This window comes from Pseudomonadota bacterium (assembly GCA_010028905.1).
GTDB lineage: Bacteria > Vulcanimicrobiota > Xenobia > RGZZ01 > RGZZ01 > RGZZ01.
On record RGZZ01000037.1, the window covers coordinates 1 to 20,173 of the forward strand.

The window sequence follows — 20,173 nt, forward strand, 5'->3', positions numbered from 1 at the left end:
TTCGAGCGCGCGGGATTTGCCACGGCATACGTGCGCTGGCGTATCGATGACACCCTGCACACGCCCGCCGACAGCGCGGCCCACGTGCGGGCTGAGAAGGTGGCCGCGGCGGGAAGCGCCGTGCTCGACTTCCTGTGCCGCGCGAACCAGCCCTTCGCTCGCAAGACGAGCGCCGAGAGACGTTCGAGCCACCAGGCGCGTGAAAGAGGGCAACCATGAGCACGCGCGTGCCGCTCCCCGCGCACGTGGGCTGCTACGTGTGCGGTACGCCGGACGACGACCGCATAAGGGTGTGCTATGCCTGGAGCCCTGAGACCGACGAGCTGCTGGCCGAGGTGCGCTTCGGTCTGGGCGCCCAGGGCCCCCCGCTTCACGCCCACGGGGGAAGCGTGGCCGCCGTTCTCGACGAGGCCATGGGGACCTGCGCGTGGATGCACGGCCACGCAGTGGTGGCGGTGCACCTCGACATCGACTTTCGTGAGCTGGTCCCCCTCGACCAGCCCCTCGAGGCGCGCTGCGGGGTCGAACGGGTCGAGGGGCGCAAGGTGCACACGCGAGGAACGCTCGTGGCAGACGACGGTCGCGTGCTGACGCAGGCGCGAGGCATCTTCGTCGTGGTGCGAGCGGAGAAGCTGCAGGGGTTCCTGCCGGAAGCGCTCGATCATCTCTCGCCCGTCGAGCGCTACATCGTCATGCACGACACGCGCGCGCGACGCGCCTCTCCACCTCGATGACAGACACGGCCGCACAAACGGCGGGCGGAAGCCCCTACTTCGGAGGCCGCAGCGCGCGTGCCAGGATCTGGGCCGGATGCAGCGCCCGCACCCCCGCGCCATGCGCGATCTGCTGACGGCAAGAGGTGCCCGTGGCCACCACGTAGCGCGGCCGAGGGTCGCGGTCGTCGACAAAGGCACGCACGGCCGGCAGAAGCGCCCGCTGGCCCATGGCCATCGAGAGCTCGTAGTGCTCGGTCTCGTAGCCGAACGCGCCGGCCAATCCGCAGCACCCGCTGTCGACGGTTGCGATCTCGAGTCCCGGAACCAGGCGCAGCGCTGAAAGGGTGGCCTCGAACGCATTCAGGGCCTTCTGCTGGCAATGGCCGTGAACGAGCACCCGCGCCGGCATGGGGGCGAACATGTCGGGCGGCAGCCCCCCCGCCTGATGAAGGCGCAGCAGCCACTCCTCGAGCAGCAGCACCTTGTCGGGAAGGTCGCCCAGGGTGTCCCCCGGCAGCAGCAGGCTGTAGTCGTCTCGGATGGCCGTGACACACGAAGGCTCGCACATGACCACATCGAACCCGTGTCGATCGAGCAGGTTCACGGTCTCAGAGACGATGCGCGCCTGCTCCCAGGCCTGCCGCGCGAGGCCCTGCGAGATCATGGGGCGCCCGCAGCAGGCCGGCCCCGAGACCCGCACGTCGATGCCTGTCGCCTGCATCACCCGCAGCGCGGCCAATCCCACCTCCGGCGCGTGGTATTCCACGAAGGTGTCCGGGAAGAGCACGGCCTTGCGACGCACGCGAGGCTCGGTCGTTGCGCCCGCCGCTGAAGCGCCACGCGTCTCCACCACATCAACGGGAACCGCGTCCGCGGTGAGAAGGGTCTCCGGGCAGACCTCTCTCACCTCTCGCGTGAAGCGCTTCGCGGCAAAGCGTGGCAGCGGGCGGCGGCGATCGATTCCCACGACGCGCTCGAGCAGCCAGCGCACGGCCGGCTCTCTCGTGAGGGCATTGCTCAGACCGGGGGCCAGGGTCCCCAGCAGCCCCAGCGTGGACGCCTGGGCGAAGAGACGGGCGCGAAGCGGCGCACCGTGACGCTCGTGGCGGCGAGCGGCCACCTCGAACTTGAGCGCGGCGACATCAACCCGCGATGGGCATTCCGAGCGGCACGCCTTGCAGCCCACGCAGAGGTCCATGAGATCGCGCATCTCGTCGCTCTCGAGGAAGTCGGGGGGCAAGCGCCCGCTGATCACCCCCCGCAGGGCGTTGGCGCGCCCCCGAGGCGAGTCGCATTCGTCGGCCGTGGCCATGAACGAGGGGCACATGGTGCCCTCTCCGACCTTTCGACAGACCCCTGACCCGTTGCACTGCTCGACCACGTGCGCGAGGCCGCCCCGCGAATCGAAGTCGAGCACGGTCTCGGGCAGATAGGCCGGGTAGTCGCCGCGATAGCGCAGGCTCTCGGTCATGGGCGCGGCGTCGACCACCTTGCCCGGGTTCATGAGCCCCGCCGGGTCGAATGCCGCCTTGAGTCGGCGGAACGCGGCGTAGAGGCGCGCGCCGAACTGCCGCTCATTGTAGGCGCTGCGCGCCAGGCCGTCGCCGTGCTCACCGCTCATGCAGCCCCCGAACTCACGCACGAGGGCAAACACCGCTTCCGACATCTCGCGCATGGCGCGCACATCGCCCGCCTCGCGCAGATCGAGCAGCGGTCGGATGTGCATGCACCCCACGCTGGCGTGGGCATAGAACGACGCCTCGGTGCCGTGCGCGGCCACGATCTCGCGGAAGCGGCGCACGAACTCGGGCAGCCGCTCCGGAGACACGGCCGTGTCTTCCACGAAGGCCAGCGGCTTGCGCTTCCCGGGCCGGGACATGAGCAGGGGCAGGCCCGCCTTGCGCACCTTCCACACGTCCCGCACGCGCGCCGGATCGAGGGCCGCGCGCCACGCGAAGCCGAGATGCCTGCGCCGGAGCTCCGCCTCGAGTGCCCCGAGTCGCCCGCTCACCTGGGCGAGGGTGTCGCCACACATCTCCACCACGATGACCTCGTGGGGCGCCTCGTCGAGGAACCATAGATGACGAGCGTACTCGCTCGAAGCGCGCGCCATCTCGAGCAGCATGCGCTCGAGCAGCTCTGAGGCGCTGGGGTGATGGGTCAGCGCCACAAGGTTGGCTTCGAGCGCCTCGTCGAGATCGCGGCAGTGCACGAGCAGCAGCCCATTGGCGCGGGGGCGGTCAACGAGGGCGATGGTGGCCTCCTCGACCACGCCAAGCGTTCCTTCCGACCCCACCACCAGATGGGCCAGGTTGGGCGCGTCGACCAGCAGGGCATCGAGGTTGTACCCGCTGACACGCCGCATGATGGGCGGGAAGCGCTCGCGGATCTCATGCGCCTCCTCGACGCGGATGCGGTTCACCTCGTCGATGATGCGCGAAGGTACAGCGCAGGGATCGGTGGAGAGCGTGACGCGCTGCCCGTCGCTGAGCACCACGCGAAGCGACCGCACGTGGTCGACGGTGCGGCCATGCACCACCGAGCGGGTGCCGCACGCGTTGTTGCCGATCATGCCGCCGATGGTGGCGCGGTTCGAGGGGGCCACGTCCGGGCCGAACATCAGCCCGTGCACCGCGAGGCGGGCGTTCAGCTGATCGAGCACCACCCCCGGCTGCACCCGCGCCTGTCGCCCCTCGACGTCGATCTCAAGGATGCGCCCGCAGTGACGCGAGAGATCGAGGTGCACCGCGTGCCCCGTGGCCTGACCGGCCAGGCTGGTGCCGCCCCCGCGGGCCAGCACGGCCACCCCCTCGCGCGCGCACGCGGCCACCGCGGCGTGGACATCTGCGCCGTCGTGGGGGAAGACCACCCCCACCGGCTCGATCTCGTAGATGCTCGCGTCAGTGCTGTAGAGAACGCGCGTCACGTGATCAAAGCGCACCTCGCCTCGCATCTCTCGGGAGAGCGCGCGCGCCACCTCTTCGCGTCTTCGATCTCGGCCCATGGCGCACAAGTTCGGGGCCTCCCCTTCCCCAGGCCTGCAGCCGTGACTCACAATCCGTCTGCGCGGGTACGCATGCCTGCGCAGGGAAACCGGGGCAGACGGCCAAGTTGTAAACGCCTGCCGATGGAATCACGGCGGGAACAGGAGGCAGCCACAGTTGACCCACGCATCGGCGCGGGCGCAGCGCCGTGCGGCCCCATCACGGAGGCTTGAATGGAAGTCAAGGAGCTGACGGTGGAAGGGAGAAACGACCTCCTTCGTTTCATCTCGTCCATCCCGATCTTCTACTCGCTCTCGCAAGAGACGCTGACGAAGATCCTGGCCACCATTCACGTGGTCGTCGCCTCGCCGAACGAGACCATCTTCACCGAGGGCGACCCGGGCGACAGCTTCTACATGATCAAAGAGGGCCACGTGAAGGTGGTCCGCATGGATGGCGACGCCGAGCTCGTCATGGCCGTGCTCGACCAGGGCGAGGGCTTCGGCGAGATGGCCCTGCTCGCGGGGCAGCCGCGATCGGCTACCGTGAAGGCGCTCGACGAGTGCATCCTGGTGCGCGTGATGGCCATGGACTTCAAGCGCCTGACGCTCGAGAACCAAGAGCTGCTGGTGCAGATGAACCGCCTCATGGCGCAGCGCGTCTCGCTGCTCGAAGGCGATACCGGACATCAAGAAGAGACGAAGCGCAAGTTCAAGGCAGCCCCGCGCTTCGAGATGGACCCCACCGTCCTCGACCTGCTGCTGCGCCTCAACGAAGCCGCAGGCGGCAAGGGCCAGGTCGAGCACTGCAAGGAGACGGCCATGCTCGCCCGCGAGATGGCCAAGATCCTGTGCCCGATGGTGAGCGACGACGTCTTCTACGCCGGCTACCTCCACGAGATCGGTAAGGTGGCCCTGCCCACGCAGCTCGTGCTGCGCCAGCGAAAGGGAGAGCCGCTCACGGCCGACGAGGAGATCGAGTTCAACAACATCTGGAAGCACGCCATCCGCATCCTCAAGCCGGATCGAAACCTCTACGAATCGGTGCGCTTCCTCGAGTTCCTGGCGCGCCCCACGTTCGAGGAGATGCCCCTCGAGGCACAGATCATCCAGGTGGCCCACGAATACCTCGAGTTCACCTCGCCGCACTATCGCGGCCTCAACGAGGAAGCGGCCACGGTGAAGATGCGAAGCGACTCCGGCAAGCGCTACAACCCGCGCGTGGTGGCCGCGCTCGAGAAGATCGTCGAGAAGTTCAAGAACCTCAAGGTCGAGAAGCAGATCAAGTTCATCCGGCAGATGAACATCGCGCTCGACGTGAAAGACAACTACACGCTTCGCCACTCGTACCACGTGCGCGTCATGGCGCTCAAGATCGGCGAGCGCATGGACCTCGACCGCCGCAGCATGGACCTGCTGCACATGGCTTGCGACATGCACGACGTGGGCAAGATCTTCGTGCCCGCCGAGATCCTCAATGCCCCCCGCAAGCTGACCCCGGAAGAGTTCGAGGTGATGAAGCGCCATCCGGTGTTCTCCGCCGAGTTCTTCGAGGACATCCCGGGCATGAAGACCCTGCAGGCCATCATCAAGCACCATCATGAGCGCTTCGACGGCCGCGGCTACCCGGACGGCCTGAAGGGCGACGAGATCCCCCTGCTGTCTCGCGTCGAGGTGGTGGCAGACGTCTGGAGCGCCCTCACCACGCCACGCGTGTACCGCGTCGGTTCCGATGGTCGCCAGAAGGCCTACACCACAGAAGAAGCCCACGACATCATGTCTCGCATGCAGCCCGGCCACTTCGATCCGGAGATCTTCCGCATCTTCGAGGACATCGTGCACGATCAGAGCGCCCTGGCCGGCGCCGCATGGCACGAGGTCGCCACGGTCGACGTCGACTCTCCGGCGTACTGAAACCCAAGGAGAACCCATGACCTCCCTGTCCCAGGCCCAGCCTCCCTTGTCAGACTACTTCTCGAAGCGCACGCCCTCGGCCATTCGCGTGGCCACCATTCGCTTCGCCGAGCGACGCGATGGCACGGAGGCCATCAACGTGGCCATCGGAAACGTCTCGCTGCCGATGCACCCCGCGATGATGTCGCGCATGCAGAACCTCGGCGGCGCGGAGAGCCCGTTCCGGGAAGGCGTGGTGCGCTACACCGCCACGGTGGGCACAGACGAGGCCACGGCCGCGTTCTTGAACATCATCGCCAGCAGCGGATTCGACGTCTCGGGGCTCCACTGCCAGGTCACCGACGGTGGCAGCCAGGCCATGGAACTGGTCATCGTGGGCTGCTGCGGCGCCGCCGGCAGCGGAGAGCGCCCGCTCATGCTCATCGATCCCGCCTATACGAACTACGGGTCGTTCGCGGAGCGGGTGGGGCGTTCAACCGTGAGCATCCGGCGAACCCTGCAGGACGACGGTCGCTTCACCCTTCCCGCCCTGAGCGAGATCGATGCCGCCATGGCGGCGTCGAAGCCGGGCGCTCTCGTCGTCATTCCCTACGACAATCCCACCGGTCATGCCTACGACCAGAGCGCGCTCGAAGATCTCGCCCGCCTGTGCGTGAAGCACGACATCTGGATGGTCAGCGACGAGGCCTACCGCGAGCTGCACTACACCGGCAGCCGCACCGCCAGCATATGGGCCGTGACCGACGAACGGGTCCCTGGCATCGTGGGCCGGCGCATCAGCATCGAGAGCGCGTCAAAGGTGTGGAACGCGTGCGGCCTGCGCATCGGCGCCCTCGTCACCGACAACCGCCACTTCCACACCCAGGCGGTCGCCGAGAACACGGCGGGGCTCTGCTCCAGCGCCATTGGCCAGCACATCTTCGGCGCCCTGGGACACGTGTCGCACGACGATCTGCGCGGCTGGTACGGCCGCCAGCGAGACTACTACAAGTCGATGCTCGACAGCTTCACGGCAAGCGTTCACGAGCACCTGCCAGGCGCCGTGGTGAGCCGACCAGATGCCGCCCTCTACTCCATCGTCGATGTGCGCGCCCTCGTCGACGGGCGGTTCGATGCCCTCGACTTCGTGATGTTCTGTGCCACCGAAGGAGCCGTCGATGTCGACGGCAAGCGCCTCACGCTTCTCACCGCCCCCATGTCGGGCTTCTACGAGACCGCCGCGGGCGAGCCCAACCCAGGCCGGACCCAGATGCGCGTGGCGTACGTCGAAACCCCGGAGCGCATGGCGCTGGTTCCCCGCCTGCTTGCCGCACTGTTCCGGCAGTACATCTCGGCGCGCAATTTTCTCTGAGGCTTGCAGGCAAACGCGCACGAACCGCGAACCATTCGCAGATTTCTGGCAGCCGCCCACGTCCTGTCCCGTGCTGAGACGATGCGCGGGCCGACCGTCCAGAGCAGACACAGACCTCCACGAGGAAGATATCGCATGACCACCATCACAGAGACCGCACCCCCACCGGTCATCGAGCTCGACGACGTCACCATCCGCTTCGCGGGAGACTCCGGTGACGGCATCCAGCTGACGGGACAGCAGTTCACCGTCACCACCGCCATCTCAGGCAACGACCTGTCGACCCTCCCCGACTTCCCCGCCGAGATCCGTGCCCCGGCGGGCTCGCTGCCCGGCGTGAGCGGATTCCAGATCAACTTCAGCTCGCATGACATCCGCACGCCGGGCGACGAGCCGAACGTGCTCGTGGCCATGAACCCCGCCGCGCTGAAGGTCAACATCGGCGACCTCGAGCCCGGAGGCCTGCTGGTGGTGAACGAAGACGCCTTCACCTCGGGCAACCTCGAGAAGGCCGCCTACAAGGTGAACCCGCTCGAAGACGGCAGCCTCAGTGGCTACCGCGTCATCCGGGTGCCGCTGTCGAGCCTCACGGCCAATGCCCTCTCCGAGCTCGGCATGTCGAAGAAGGAGACCGAGCGGTGCAAGAACTTCTTCGCCCTCGGAATCATGTACTGGCTCTACGATCGCCCGCTCGATCCGACCCTCGACTGGATCGGCAAGAAGTTCGGCAAGAACCCCACGGTGCAGAACGCCAACACCATGGCGCTGAAGGCCGGCTACAACTACGCCGATACCACCGAGATCTTCAACGAGCACTATCGCGTGAAGAAGGCCGAGCTGCAGCCGGGCTTCTACCGCAACATCACGGGCAATGAGGCCACGGCGCTGGGCTTCGTGGCCGCCGCGCAGATCGCGGGGCTGCCGCTGTTCTACGGCAGCTACCCCATCACGCCGGCCAGCGACATCCTCCACGAGCTCTCGAAGCTGCGCCACTTCGGCATCCGCACCTTCCAGGCGGAAGACGAGATCGCCGCCATCACCGCCACCATCGGCGCCGCCTTCACGGGCAGCATCGGCCTGACCGGCACGAGCGGTCCGGGCGTGGCGCTGAAGTCTGAGGCCATCGGTCTCGCCGTGATGACCGAGCTCCCCCTCGTCATCATCGACGTGCAGCGCGGCGGACCGAGCACGGGCCTGCCCACCAAGACCGAGCAGGCCGACCTGCTCCAGGCCATGTTCGGGCGCAACGGCGAGTGCCCCGTTGCCGTGATCGCGCCTGGCACGCCAGGCGAGTGCTTCTCGATGGCCATCGAGGCGGTTCGCATCGCCGTCACGCACATGCTGCCCGTGTTCTTCCTCTCCGACGGCTATCTCGCCAACGGCGCCGAGCCGTGGAAGGTGCCCGCCGTCTCCGACCTCCCCAAGATCAACGTCACGTTCGCCACGGGGCCGAATCATGAGAAGGGCTACATGCCGTTCCTGCGCAACCCCGAAACGCTGGCACGCCCCTGGGCCATCCCCGGAACGCCAGGGCTCGAGCACCGCATCGGCGGCATCGAGAAGGCCGACGTCACGGGCAACGTGAGCTACGACCCCGCAAACCATGAGCACATGGTGCGCACCCGCGCCGAGAAGGTGGCCCGCATCGCCAACGACGTTCCCGACGTCGAGGTGTTCGGTGACGCCGAGGGCGACCTGCTCATCGTGGGCTGGGGCGGCACGCACGGCGCCATCACGTCCGCGGTCGAGAAGGCGCGCAAGCAGGGCAAGAAGGTGTCGAGCATCCACCTGCGCTACATCAATCCGTTCCCCAAGAACCTGGGCGACGTGCTGAAGCGCTTCAAGAAGGTGATGGTCGCCGAGCTCAACCTCGGTCAGCTCAACCTGCTGATTCGCAGCCGCTTCGTCATCGACACGGTGGGCCTCAACAAGGTGCAGGGCAAGCCGTTCAAGATTTCCGAGATTCTCAAGAAGATCGACGAGGTGCTCTCATGACCCAGACCATTCAGACCAACGGCACCGCCACCAACGGCGGCGGAGCAGCCCCCCTCACCAAGAAGGACTTCATCAGCGACCAAGAGGTTCGCTGGTGCCCGGGCTGCGGCGACTACGCCATCCTCGCGCAGGTGCAGAAGATCATGCCCGAGCTCGGGGTGCCTCGTGAAGACGTGGTCTTCGTGTCGGGCATCGGCTGCTCGAGCCGCTTCCCCTACTACATGAACACCTACGGGTTCCACTCCATCCACGGTCGCGCGCCGGCGGTGGCCACAGGGGTGAAGCTGGCCAACCCGAACCTGCAGGTGTGGGTGATCACAGGCGACGGCGATGGCCTCTCCATCGGGGGCAACCACCTCGTCCACGCCATCCGGCGCAACCTCGACATCAACATCATCCTCTTCAACAACCGCATCTACGGTCTGACAAAGGGCCAGTACTCGCCTACCTCCGAGCTGGGCAAGAAGACCAAGTCTTCGCCCTTCGGCACCCTCGAGACCCCGCTCAACCCCCTGAGCGTGGCGCTGGCCTCTGAGGCCACGTTCGTGGCACGCACCATCGACAACGATCTGAACCACCTGTCGACCGTGCTCAAGCGCGCCGCGGCGCACAAGGGCGTGTCGTTCGTCGAGGTGTACCAGAACTGCGTCATCTTCAACGACGGCGCCTTTGATGCGTTTGGTGAGAAGAAGGTGCGGGCCGATCAGACGGTGCTGCTCGAGCACGGCAAGCCCCTCGTCTTCGGCAAGGATCGCAACAAGGGCATCCGCCTGAAGGGCATCCACCCCGAGGTGGTGACCATCGGCGAGAACGGCGTTACCGAGGCCGACCTGCTCGTGCACGACGAGGCAACAGAAGAGCCCACGCTGGCCTGGTTCCTCTCGCGCATGAACCCGCCCGAGTTCCCCGTGCCCATGGGCGTGTTCCGCGCCGTTGAGCACCCGACCTACGAAGCGCTGCTCGATGAGCAGATTGCAAACGTTCAGAAGGCCAAGGGCAAGGGCGATCTCAACTCGCTGCTGCGGGCCGGCGACACCTGGACGGTGGCGTAGGCAACCCGCGGTTCACCAGAACGAACAGCGCCCGGTGCACACCGGGCGCTGCTTCTTTTTTCAGGGGAACGCGCGGGCGCTCTCGGGCAGGCTGTACCCCATCGGCTCGAGGATCTTCACGGCCCCCTCGTAGCGTCCGAAGGGCGGCATGATGTAGGCCCCGACGACCTCGTGCTTCACCTCGTCGAGCGCCTCCTGCGCGATGCGCACCCCTTCCATGAGCGACTTCGGGCCCTTCTCGACCCGTTCCATGCGCTCGAGGATGGGCTTGGGGATCTGCATGCCCGGCACCTCGTTGTGGAGGAACAGCGCATTCTGGTGAGACGCGAGAGGCAGCAGGCCCACCAGCACCGGCATGTCGAGGTCCTTCACGTCATCGAGGAAGCGCCGCAGCAGCGCGCCATCATAGACGGGCTGGGTCATGACCATCTCCGCGCCGGCCTCCTTCTTCTCGCGAAGACGCCGGATCTCGCGGTCGTAGTCGAGAGCGCCGGGCTCCACGCCACATGCGAGGAAGAAGCGTGTGGGCTGACTGATGGGCTTGCCGGCCAGATCGAAGCCGTGATTGAGCTGATTGGCCAGGCGAAGCAGCCCGATCGAATCGAGATCGAACACAGCGGTGGCGTGGGGATAATCGCCGGCCGTCTTGGGCGGATCGCCCGTGATGATGACCAGGTTGTGCGAGCCCTGCACGTAGCTGGCGTAGAGATCAGACGTGAGACGCAGCAGGTTGCGATCCCGGCAGCACACGTGGAGTATCGTCTCCATGCCCACCTCCTGCTGCACCATGTGGGTCAAAACGCTGTTCGAGACGCGCACCGTGGCGCGGGGGCCGTCGGCTGAGTTGATGACGTCGACCCCAGCCTCGGCGAGCATGCGGGCGCCGCGAATCGCGGGAGCGAGATCGAGCCCCATGGGAGGATTCACCTCTACGCTCACCACGAAGTTCTCCGGCGTGATGGTGTCGCGACCGATGCCGCGCTTCACCCGCTCCTCGTAGACGCGGGCCACCTTGGCCGAGAGCCGCGATTTCTCTTGAATGGGAACGGGCTGCGCCCCTTTGCCCGTCTCGACGTCTGAGCGCCGCGGAGTCGCGGGCATGGACGAGCGCCCGCCGCCGAGCATGCGTGCCGAACCGGTGGCCCAGCGGATGTGCTCCATGTTGGTGCCGCAGCACCCCCCGACGATGGAGACGCCGATCTGGAACATTCGCTTGGCATACTCGCCGAAGTACTCGGGGGTGGCCATGTAGACCATGCGGCCGTCGATGCGATGGGGATACCCTGCATTGGGCTGGGCGCTGATGGGAATGCCTCGCCCCACCATGCGCTCGCAGATCTGGAAGATCACCTGAGGCCCCTCGATGCAGTTCACACCGGCAATCGTGGCTCCCCATTCGGCCATGAGATCGACCGCCCGCTCCGGCGTCGCCCCATCGCCGGACTGCGCCTCGGCGTCGAAGGCCACGTGCGCAACCACGGGAAAGTCCTTGCCCACCGCCCGCCGCACGCCCTTCAACGCGAGGTGCAGCTCGCTCACCAGCCCGAAGGTCTCGAGCATGAGCAGATCAACACCCTCGGCCACGAGAATCTCGGCCTGCTCGGCAAATGCGTCTTCGAGGCTCTGCCGTTCGGCGTCGGTGCAGATGGTGGGGGTCCAGCCGGACGGCCCGATGGAGCCCGCGAGATAAGCTCGATCGGTCGTCACCCCGCGCGCGATGCGCACGGCGCTGCGGTTGATGGCCTCGACCTCGTCGCCCAGCCCCTTCGACCCGAGGCGAACGCGGTTTGCACCGAACGAGTTGGTCTCGATGATGTCGGCCCCCGCTTGCAGGTAGGCCTCGTGTATCTCGCGCACGAGGTCCGGACGCGTGAGGTTGATGTTCTCGAAGACGTGGTTGAGGAAGATGCCGCGCTCATAGAGCTGCGTGCCCATGGCGCCGTCGCACACCAGGGGGCCTTGCTTGAGACGTTCGATGAAGGGGAGGAGCATGTGGTTCCCTACTGCTGATTCTCGAAGCACGCCCGACCCGCGCGAGGCGCTGGCCGGACGCGCGTTTCAGACGTTGAAGCGAATGTTGAGGATGTCGCCATCGTGCACGACATAGGTCTTACCCTCGAGACGCAGCAACCCTTTGTCACGACAGGCCGCATAGGTTCCCTGGGCCAGCAGATCGTCAGTGGTGACGACCTCCGCGCGGATGAAGCCCTTCTCGAGGTCGGAGTGGATGCGTCCCGCCGCCTCCGGCGCGCAGGCGCCCACGCGCACGGTCCAGGCGCGGCACTCGTCTTCACCGACGGTGAAGAACGTCATGAGATCGAGGCTGCGATAGGCGGCCTCGATGATCTTGTCGAGCCCGCTCTCCTTGATCCCCAGATCGGCCATGAAGGTCTTCGCCTCTTCGGGCTCGAGCTGCGCCAGCTCTTCCTCGATGGAGGCGCAGACCGTGAAGAACTGGCGACCGTTCGCCTCTGCCCAGGCCTTCGCCGCAACGACACGCGCGTTGCCCTCCTCGCTGCCGATGTCACCGTCAGCGATGTTGGCGCACACGATCACCGGCTTCAAGACGAGCAGCGACATCGACTGCACGAACGGCTTCGCGCTCTCAGGGATCTTCGCGACCACGTCAGCAGGCGGACGCGTGCCGTCTTCGAGCGCCTTGACCACCGACTCGAACCACATGCGCGCATCAGCGGCCATCTTGCGATTGCGCTCAAGGGTGTTCTGAATCACCGTGAGGTCGCTGATGAGCAGCTCGAGCTCGAGGTTCTCAAGATCGTCGACGGGCTTTGCGTCTCCGAGATAGTCGTGATCGTAGCAGCGCACGACCTGCAGCAGCGTGTCGACGGTGCGAAAAGCGCCGAGAACACGCTTGCCCAGCGCTCCTTTCTCCTGCGAATCGGCACCGGAGGCCGCCACGTCGAGGAAATCGACGGTGGCTGGAGTGGTCTTCTTGGGCGTGAAGAGCGCCGAGAGACGTTCGAGGCGCTGATCCGGAACCTGGACGTGCGCCTGGTTGGGCTTCTGGCCCGATGAGCTCCCCCGCTTCGATTCGTCGAGGCGGGTGAGCGCGTGAAACAGTGTGGTCTTGCCAGACTGGGGCAGACCGATGATACCGATGGTCAAGCTCATGGGGAGGAGGATTTGAGCGCACGGCGCCCAAAACCTGCCGCACCCGCACCGTGCGCGCCAAAGGTCTCCCGCTCCAGCCGGAGAGATCAATAAAACGTCCGGAGGCCCCATGCAGAACCCACCCACCGAATCCCCCCAGCAGCAGAAGCTCCGCGTCATCAAGATCAACCCCCGCGGGTACTGCTACGGCGTTGTCGACGCCATCCAGCTGGCACGCGTCGCGGCCCGCGATGAGAAGACCCCGAAGCCGATCTACATCCTGGGGCAGATCGTGCACAACCGCCACGCCGTGAACAGCCTCAACGACTACGGCATCATCTCGCTCGACGGCGAGAACCGCGAAGAGCTGCTCGAGCAGGTCGATCACGGCACGGTCGTGTTCACCGCCCACGGGGTGTCTCCGATCGTGAAGCTGAAGGCCCGTGCGCGAGGGCTGCACATCATCGACGCCACGTGTCCCGAGGTGACGCACACCCATGAGCTGGTGAAGACACTGGTCGCGCAGGGCTATGAGATCATCTACATCGGGCGCAAGGGGCACCCCGAGCCCGAAGGGGTGATCGGCGAAGCGCCCGATCACGTGCACCTGGTCGAGAAGGTCGACGACGTCGAGCGCCTCGACCTGGGTACCGACAAGATCGCCGTCTCGACCCAGACCACCCTGAGCAAGTGGGACACCGAGAAGATCACCGAGGCCATCCGCGCGCGATTCCCGCATGCCCTCATCCACAACGACATCTGCTCGGCCACCACCGATCGTCAGGAAGCCGCGGTGGTGCAGTCGAAGGATGCCGACCTGGTGCTGGTGGTGGGCGACACGAAGAGCAACAACTCGAATCGCCTGGTTCAGGTGGTGAATGAGCTGGCGGGCAAGCCGGCCTTCCTCATCGACAACGTTACCGAGATCCAACCGGAGTGGTTCGAGGGCGTGCGCACCGTGGCGCTGACCAGCGGCTCGTCGACCCCGAGCCAGATCACACGCGAGGTGGCCGACTTCCTGGGAACGCTCTACGCGGGCGGCCAGGTGGTGGTGCCCGCCAACAGCAAGGTGGCTCGGGAAGCCGTGGTCTGACGTACGAGGGGCCTAGCCCTGCAGGGTGTGCACGACCATGTCTTCGAAAACCCTCGCCCACGCGTCGACCAGCGGATCGATCTCGGCGCGGTGCTGCTCGAGAACGGCAGGGTCTCGCGTCTCCTGCACCTCGGCCCGCAGCGATTGCAGGCGCTTGTCGAGCCCTTCGAACTGCGTGCGTCGCTCCGCGTCCGGGCACTGCGCCGCGATGTGCTGCACAAGGGAGCGCTGCTGGCGCGTCAGCTGCTCCATGCGCTCATGGAGCAGGTTGACCTGAACCGTGCTCTGCGGCCGGGCCAGCTGACGGGTGAGCATCTCGAGATCACCACTCACCGTCGCGAGCTCGCGCACCTTCTCGCGAAGCGCGTTCTTGTCGACGGGGGGAGACGCTGAGGGGGCAGCTCCCGCCGCGGTTGGCGACGTGTCTGGCGCCTCCATCCGGCCCTAGGCGGAACCCGACGACGACTCGCTGGTCGAGACGCCGAGAATCTGCTCGATCTCCTTGATCTTCTGCTTGATGGGCAGCGTGGCAAGGCTCAGCGGGTCGAGCATCACGTAGCGCTTGTAGAGATCGAGCGCGCGAGACAGATCCTTGCGGCGCTCGGAGAGCACGCCCAGGCCACGAACCGCGGGGGCGTCTTGCGCGTCATAGCGGATGGCCGACTCGTAGGCCGTCTCTGCCGCCTCGTGCCCGCCGAGAAGCGAGTGCACGTCACCCAGAAGGCTCCAGTAGCCGCTGTGCGCGGGCGCACAGGCCAGACGGCGCTCGAGGGTCTCACGAACGCTCTCCGCCAGCGCCTTGCCTTCTTTTGAACGCTTGGCGAGCACCAGCAGCTTGACCTTGCGGAACTGCATGCTCGTGGAGTCCGGGGTCTCCTTGATGGCCGCATCCATGGTCTCGAGCGCAAGATCGACCTGCTTGCGATTCATCTCAGCGGTTGCGAGGGCGACGTAGAGGCTCTCGAGAACCTCGTCGTAGGCATTGGTGCACGACAGCCCCTCGCGCGCGGAGCGCTCCACATCGTCCCAGCTGCCCCGGCGCACGTAGAAATCAGCCACGGCTGCATGGGCCTTGGCGTCTTTCGGGGTGAGCTGCACCGCCTTCTTGTAGAGCTCTTCCGCGCGGTCGAGCTGCGCCACGGCCTCATAGATGGGGGCGATGAAGCGGATGTTCTTCTCTTCCTCGCGCGCGTATATGGCGAGCGAGTCGCTGTAGCGGGCCAGCTTGAAGTACAGCTCGGCAAGGTTGCGCTCGAGAACGGCACGCACGCTCTTCTTCTCGGGCGCATCGGAGGCGTAGGGAGACAGGATCTCCTCGTACCAGTTGATGGCCTCGTCGGAGCGCCCCATGCGGATGAGGAGCTTGCCGTGCTCATATACGGCCTGCCACTCGCGTGAATCTGCGCGAATCGCCGCCTTGAACGATGCGAGCGCCGCGTCGGAGAGCCCGGCCTGCACCTGGAGGCGCGCCAGCGTGATCCAGCCCCGCACATCGCCGCGGTTGACCTTGAGGTGTTCCTCGTAGTCGCAGATGAGCTCGTTGCTCAGCTCGATCCACTTGTCGGGCACACCGGCGCGGGCGAGCACCGCGAGAAGCTCGCCCTTCCAGGTGCGCGCGTTGGCGTGGGTGGGATGGGCCGCCAGCAGAACCTCATAGTAGGCGATGGAATGCTCGAAGTGACCGGCCCGCGCGGCCAGCCGGCTGGCGTTCTCGAGGAGCGCCACGCTGGTCTCGCGGCTCGAGAGGGCGTAGTCGAGGATGCGCAGGCCCAGCGCCTGGAGATCGCCCCGGAAGTCTGGCGGCAGGCCACGCCCGGTCATGTCATCGAGGAAGCTCGTGCCGAGCGGATTGTCGACGTCTTTCTTGAGATCGATGAGGCTGATGTAGGCCGGCTCTGCCCCGTCGAGATCGCCCGCGCGCACGAACGCAACCGCAAGTTTCTTGACCGCGTCTGCGTCGTCTGGGCTCATCTCGACGACGCGCTGGCGCCACTTGAGGGCTGCGGCGAAATCTTCGAACTCTTCGAGGAACGCGGCCAGCTTCACCGCGTAGAAGCTTCTGCCGGTGATCTCGGTGGACTCTTCGAGCGCGGCGATGAGCGCCACCCGGTCCTTGGTGCGCCGCAGAATCTCATAGCGACGCATGTGGAGATCGTCGTTGGTGGGGTCTTCGTCGAGGCCGGCCAGGACCTCTTCGTACGCCTCTTCGAGATCGCCCGTGATCTCGCCGCGGGCGACACGCTCAAAGCGCTTGCCAGGCCGCGCAGGAGCCGCGCCAGCGCCAGACTTGGCCGGCTTGCGCGTCATCGTGCTGGCCGCGGGGTCACCGCCGAGGACGCGCTTGGCCTCCGGGCCCTTCGCACCCTTGGTCGATTCGTTCTTCTTGAAGCTCATCGTTCTGCTGATCTCGCCTTTCGGGGCACGAGGCGCGTGGGTCGCGGCGGAGAATGCGACCCACGCTTGGTTCGCAACACCGCCGCCGAGGCCGGGTGTCGGAACAGGGCAGCGGTGGTTCGAGCAGGGAGTCTCGAGACGCCGCGACTTGCCAATGAATTTGTCAGCGCTCGGGAAAAACCTTCTTCAGGGCGACGCCCAGGCGCCTCCTCTGGAGACAAGCTTCAGCGCCCTGCCTGAAGGCTTCCCGCGGGAGGCCGTAGAATGCCGCGCTTCAGCGCACCGACCACATGCGGACGGGGACGCCACGCCTTCGAGAGAATGATGGGGGAACCACCGCGATGACCCGTGAACAAGGAGGGGGCAGCTTCTTCCAGCGCCTGCGCGAATGGCTCGCTGGCCTCCTCGCCCCCGGCGCCGCCTCAGGCTCACGCCGGCAGGCGCGAGGAAGCGGGGTGACGCCGGAGACGGTTCGCCCGCTTGCCCGGCCCACATCACTCGGGCCGAAGGCCACCGTGGTCGAGGCGGTTGCGCAGGGCCAGAAGTACTTCCTGAAGACCTGGACCGACCTTCCCGCAGACGGGCGGCGCGAGCTGCTGCGGCTGCTCGAGACCCGTCGCGCACTGAACGGTCCCGGCGTGGTCGACGTGCTCGCTGTGTCAGAGAAGGCGCTCGAGCGGCACTCGGGCATCGTGCAGTGCGTTCAGGAACATCATCCGCGAACGCTGCGGGCCTGGCGGTCGAGCATGACGTCGGAGATCGGCCTCGAGCAGGCCGCGGCAGTCGTTCGACAGATCGCCCGGACCCTGCAGGAGGCCCACGCACGCTCGGTGGTTCACGGCAGCCTCAGCCCCGATTCCATCTTCGTGGCCAGCGCGGAGGGCGATGACCCGGGTACGGTCTCCATCGACTTCGTTCGCTTCACAGGGCTCGACCTGACTCGCAACCCCGCGTTCACCATTGCGGAGGTCTTCCCCACCGGTCGCTCCTACGTGGCGCCTGAAGCGCTGCTCGGCAACCCCCCCGACGAGCAGAGCGACCTGTATGTGCTCGGGGTCGTCGCCTACGAGGTCTTCACCGGGCGTCTGCCCTTCGAGAGCGAGGGCACGAGCGGCCCGGGTCGGGTGAAGGGCATGCTCTCGGCGCAGGCGCAGCCCATCACGCGCTACCGCAAGGATCTCCCCAACCGCTGGGAGGTCACGCTCATGCGCCTGCTCTCGAAGGACCGCAAGATCCGCTGCAAGACCGCCGAGCAGTTCCTGCTGGAAGTGGAATCGGAGCTCTAGCGCGCGACGGACCGCGCGGTCGAACCCCCTACGAAGGCAGGATTCCCCAGGCCGCAAACAGCCTGCGCTCGCGAGAGCGGCGCATGGTCAGCGCGGTGGTCCAGTGGTCCGGTCCGATGGGGCGAACGTACACGGTCAGCATGCCGAGGCGGTTCCCCCCCAACACGTCGGTGAACAGCTGATCGCCCACCATCACCGACGCGGAGGCGGTCGCCCCCATGTGCTTCAATGCTTCGAGGAAGGGGGCCGCATGGGGCTTCAGATGGAGCACGTCGGGCATGACCGCGTGCGCATCGAGCGCGCGGGCGAAGCGCTCGACCCGCAACCGCTTGCGGTGCCCCACGAACACATTGCTCACGAGGCACACATCACGAAGTGCGCCGCATGATCGCGCGGCGGCGATGTGATCGGCCACCCCGGGCAGCATGTCCTCGTCGACCTGGATGGGTGCGATGGTGTTGTCGACATCGAGCAGGAGAAAAGGTCTTCCCAGCGCTTCGAAATCGATGTCGAGAAATCGGCTCACAACCAGATCCGGCCGCAGATGGCTCACCCGTGACACGTCCTCCCGCTTCAGGCACGCAATGAAGGTCGGCGCCGCGTCCTTCGCGCTTCTCTTCCCCGACACATGGCTCGCCTCCTGGCTTCGCGCCGCAGGATGGCGCTCCTGACAGGAGTGCGGCTCGGTGGCTCAGAAGCCCGCACCCGCGACGCTGCCCAGGTCATGCGGGCAGCAGATGCCGACGCTCCTGGAGGCCCCGTGCCCGCGCCCCCCAAGACCCTGCTCGCCATCGAAGACGTGCCGGCGAACCTGGCGCTGCTTCGCGCCATCCTCGAACCGGCCGGCTACGTGGTATGCGATGCCCCGACCCTCGCGGCAGGGCGCAACGCGATCGAACAGGCCCCCCCCGCGCTCGTGCTGCTCGATGTGCGTCTCCCTGACGGCAACGGCCTCGATCTCGTGCGAGAGATGCGAATGCGTCCAGACCAGGCGACCATCCCCGTGCTGGCGGTGAGCGCCAGCGTGCTGCCCGCCGACAAGGCGGAAGCCTTCACCGCGGGATGCAGCGCCTTCCTGGCCAAGCCCTTGCGCGCGGCCAAGCTGCTCGAGACCGTGCGGGCGCTCCTGGCCCCTCCCACTCCACCCTCGCTGCCGTCGCCTTGACGTCCCCCGCCGGCGCACTGCACTCACCCGTAACGCTGGAAGGAGTTTGAATTTTTTTCTAGAACTGCGTAAAGATGACCGTGACGATTTTGCTTCGCCCCCGTCGAAGCCCGAGAGGGTACTGATCCCATGCTCGCGCGCAAGCCACGCGTCGTGCGTCCCTATCACACGCACGAGAACGTCCGCATCTATCGCGACGACTTCATCACGTCGAGAGCGCTGCCGCCATCGAGCGTCGACCTCATCGTGACCTCTCCGCCCTACAACGTCGACATCGCCTACGCCACCCACAACGACGCGCGTGAGTACCTCGACGACTACCTGCCCTTCACCCGCGCGTGGCTCGCCAAGGCCTTCACCCTCGCCCGTCCCGACGGCCGCCTCTGCCTCAACATCCCCCTCGACAAGAACAAGGGCGGCCAGCAGAGCGTGTGCGCCGACATCACGACCATTGCCAAGGAGGTGGGCTGGCGCTATCATTCCACCGTCGTGTGGAACGAGCAGAACATCTCGCGCCGAACAGCCTGGGGCTCGTGGCTCTCGGCCTCGGCCCCATTCGTGATCGCGCCCGTGGAGTGCATCGTGGTGCTCTACAAGGAGTCGTGGAAGAAGCTGAGCAGAGGCCGCGTCTCCGACATCGCTCGAGACGAGTTCCTCGACTGGACCAACGGGGTGTGGACCTTCAGCGGCGAGAAGAAGACGCGAATCGGTCACCCCGCCCCTTTCCCGGTCGAGCTGCCGCGGCGATGCATCAAGCTCTTCAGCTTCGTCGACGACGTGGTGCTCGACCCGTTCATGGGCAGCGGAACCACGCTCCTGGCCTGTCATCAGAACCGACGCAGCGGCATCGGCTTCGACATCGATGCGTCGTACTGCGACCTTGCTGTGCGCAGGCTCGCCGCGGCGACGTGAGCAACGCGGCACCCCCGCTGGGCGACGATTTCGCTCGAGAGCCCGCCTACCCACCGGACTTCCTCTTCCCCCAGGCCGAATGGACCCCTCTGGGTGATCTCGACGACCTGCGGTTCCTCGAGCGACGGCTCACCCGCGAGAACCTGCTTGCGCTCTCGTACGTGCGGCTTCAGGAACGCCTCGCTTTCGCGCTGCTCACGA

17 protein-coding genes are annotated in these 20,173 nt (G+C 66.4%); 11 read left to right on the forward strand and 6 right to left on the reverse strand.

Annotation, left to right across the window (positions count from 1 at the left end; all coding sequences use genetic code 11):
- A partial coding sequence (locus tag EB084_04725) for a hypothetical protein (protein ID NDD27553.1) occupies positions 1-219 on the forward strand: 219 nt, incomplete at its 5' end.
- Entirely contained in the window at positions 216-734 is a 519-nt protein-coding gene (locus EB084_04730) for a PaaI family thioesterase (protein NDD27554.1), read from the forward strand. The genes EB084_04725 and EB084_04730, both read left to right, overlap by 4 nt.
- A 34-nt stretch (positions 735-768) precedes the next feature.
- On the opposite strand, the gene EB084_04735 is transcribed toward EB084_04730, so the two are convergent.
- Positions 769-3,720, reverse strand: a complete 2,952-nt coding sequence (locus EB084_04735; protein NDD27555.1) for an FAD-binding oxidoreductase — start codon at positions 3,718-3,720, stop codon at positions 769-771.
- A 213-nt stretch (positions 3,721-3,933) separates the two neighbouring features.
- Here EB084_04735 and EB084_04740 point away from each other — a divergent pair, with 213 nt between their 5' ends.
- The 4 genes from EB084_04740 (at position 3,934) to EB084_04755 (ending at position 10,011) form a co-directional block, all read left to right on the forward strand.
- Complete coding sequence (locus tag EB084_04740; protein NDD27556.1) at positions 3,934-5,613, forward strand: HD domain-containing protein; 1,680 nt, start codon at positions 3,934-3,936, stop codon at positions 5,611-5,613.
- Between the two features lie 16 nt (positions 5,614-5,629).
- Positions 5,630-6,964, forward strand: coding sequence for an aminotransferase class I/II-fold pyridoxal phosphate-dependent enzyme (locus tag EB084_04745; protein ID NDD27557.1), 1,335 nt, complete (start codon positions 5,630-5,632; stop codon positions 6,962-6,964).
- Positions 6,965-7,099: 135 nt separating this feature from the next.
- On the forward strand, positions 7,100-8,959 hold the full coding sequence (locus EB084_04750) for a 2-oxoacid:acceptor oxidoreductase subunit alpha (GenBank protein ID NDD27558.1): 1,860 nt from the start codon (positions 7,100-7,102) through the stop codon (positions 8,957-8,959).
- On the forward strand, positions 8,956-10,011 hold the full coding sequence (locus tag EB084_04755) for a 2-oxoacid:ferredoxin oxidoreductase subunit beta (protein NDD27559.1): 1,056 nt from the start codon (positions 8,956-8,958) through the stop codon (positions 10,009-10,011). The genes EB084_04750 and EB084_04755 overlap by 4 nt, the downstream gene beginning before the upstream one ends.
- 60 nt (positions 10,012-10,071) lie before the next feature.
- On the opposite strand, the gene EB084_04760 is transcribed toward EB084_04755, so the two are convergent.
- Positions 10,072-12,003: a bifunctional homocysteine S-methyltransferase/methylenetetrahydrofolate reductase gene (locus EB084_04760; protein ID NDD27560.1), complete on the reverse strand. Its 1,932-nt coding sequence runs from the start codon at positions 12,001-12,003 to the stop codon at positions 10,072-10,074.
- A gap of 66 nt (positions 12,004-12,069) precedes the next feature.
- Positions 12,070-13,302: a redox-regulated ATPase YchF gene (gene ychF / locus EB084_04765; protein NDD27561.1), complete on the reverse strand. Its 1,233-nt coding sequence runs from the start codon at positions 13,300-13,302 to the stop codon at positions 12,070-12,072.
- On the opposite strand from ychF, the gene EB084_04770 reads away from it, so the two are divergent.
- Positions 13,253-14,215: a 4-hydroxy-3-methylbut-2-enyl diphosphate reductase gene (locus EB084_04770; GenBank protein NDD27562.1), complete on the forward strand. Its 963-nt coding sequence runs from the start codon at positions 13,253-13,255 to the stop codon at positions 14,213-14,215. The two genes, ychF and EB084_04770, sit on opposite strands and share 50 nt — an antisense overlap.
- 12 nt (positions 14,216-14,227) lie before the next feature.
- Here EB084_04770 and EB084_04775 read toward each other — a convergent pair whose 3' ends face one another.
- On the reverse strand, positions 14,228-14,653 hold the full coding sequence (locus EB084_04775) for a hypothetical protein (GenBank protein ID NDD27563.1): 426 nt from the start codon (positions 14,651-14,653) through the stop codon (positions 14,228-14,230).
- Positions 14,654-14,659: 6 nt separating this feature from the next.
- Positions 14,660-16,609: a hypothetical protein gene (locus tag EB084_04780; protein ID NDD27564.1), complete on the reverse strand. Its 1,950-nt coding sequence runs from the start codon at positions 16,607-16,609 to the stop codon at positions 14,660-14,662.
- A gap of 290 nt (positions 16,610-16,899) precedes the next feature.
- Here EB084_04780 and EB084_04785 point away from each other — a divergent pair, with 290 nt between their 5' ends.
- Positions 16,900-17,895: a hypothetical protein gene (locus tag EB084_04785; GenBank protein NDD27565.1), complete on the forward strand. Its 996-nt coding sequence runs from the start codon at positions 16,900-16,902 to the stop codon at positions 17,893-17,895.
- A 28-nt stretch (positions 17,896-17,923) separates the two neighbouring features.
- Here the strand turns inward: EB084_04785 and EB084_04790 are convergent, their stop codons facing one another.
- Complete coding sequence (locus EB084_04790) at positions 17,924-18,523, reverse strand: HAD-IIIA family hydrolase (GenBank protein ID NDD27566.1); 600 nt, start codon at positions 18,521-18,523, stop codon at positions 17,924-17,926.
- Between EB084_04790 and EB084_04795 the strand changes: the two genes are divergently transcribed.
- From EB084_04795 to EB084_04805, 3 genes are all read left to right on the forward strand, one after another.
- Positions 18,524-19,060, forward strand: coding sequence for a response regulator (locus EB084_04795; GenBank protein NDD27567.1), 537 nt, complete (start codon positions 18,524-18,526; stop codon positions 19,058-19,060).
- 129 nt (positions 19,061-19,189) lie between these two features.
- On the forward strand, positions 19,190-19,972 hold the full coding sequence (locus EB084_04800; protein NDD27568.1) for a site-specific DNA-methyltransferase: 783 nt from the start codon (positions 19,190-19,192) through the stop codon (positions 19,970-19,972).
- Positions 19,969-20,173: hypothetical protein (locus tag EB084_04805; GenBank protein NDD27569.1), on the forward strand; the 205-nt coding region annotated here is incomplete at its 3' end. The genes EB084_04800 and EB084_04805, both read left to right, overlap by 4 nt.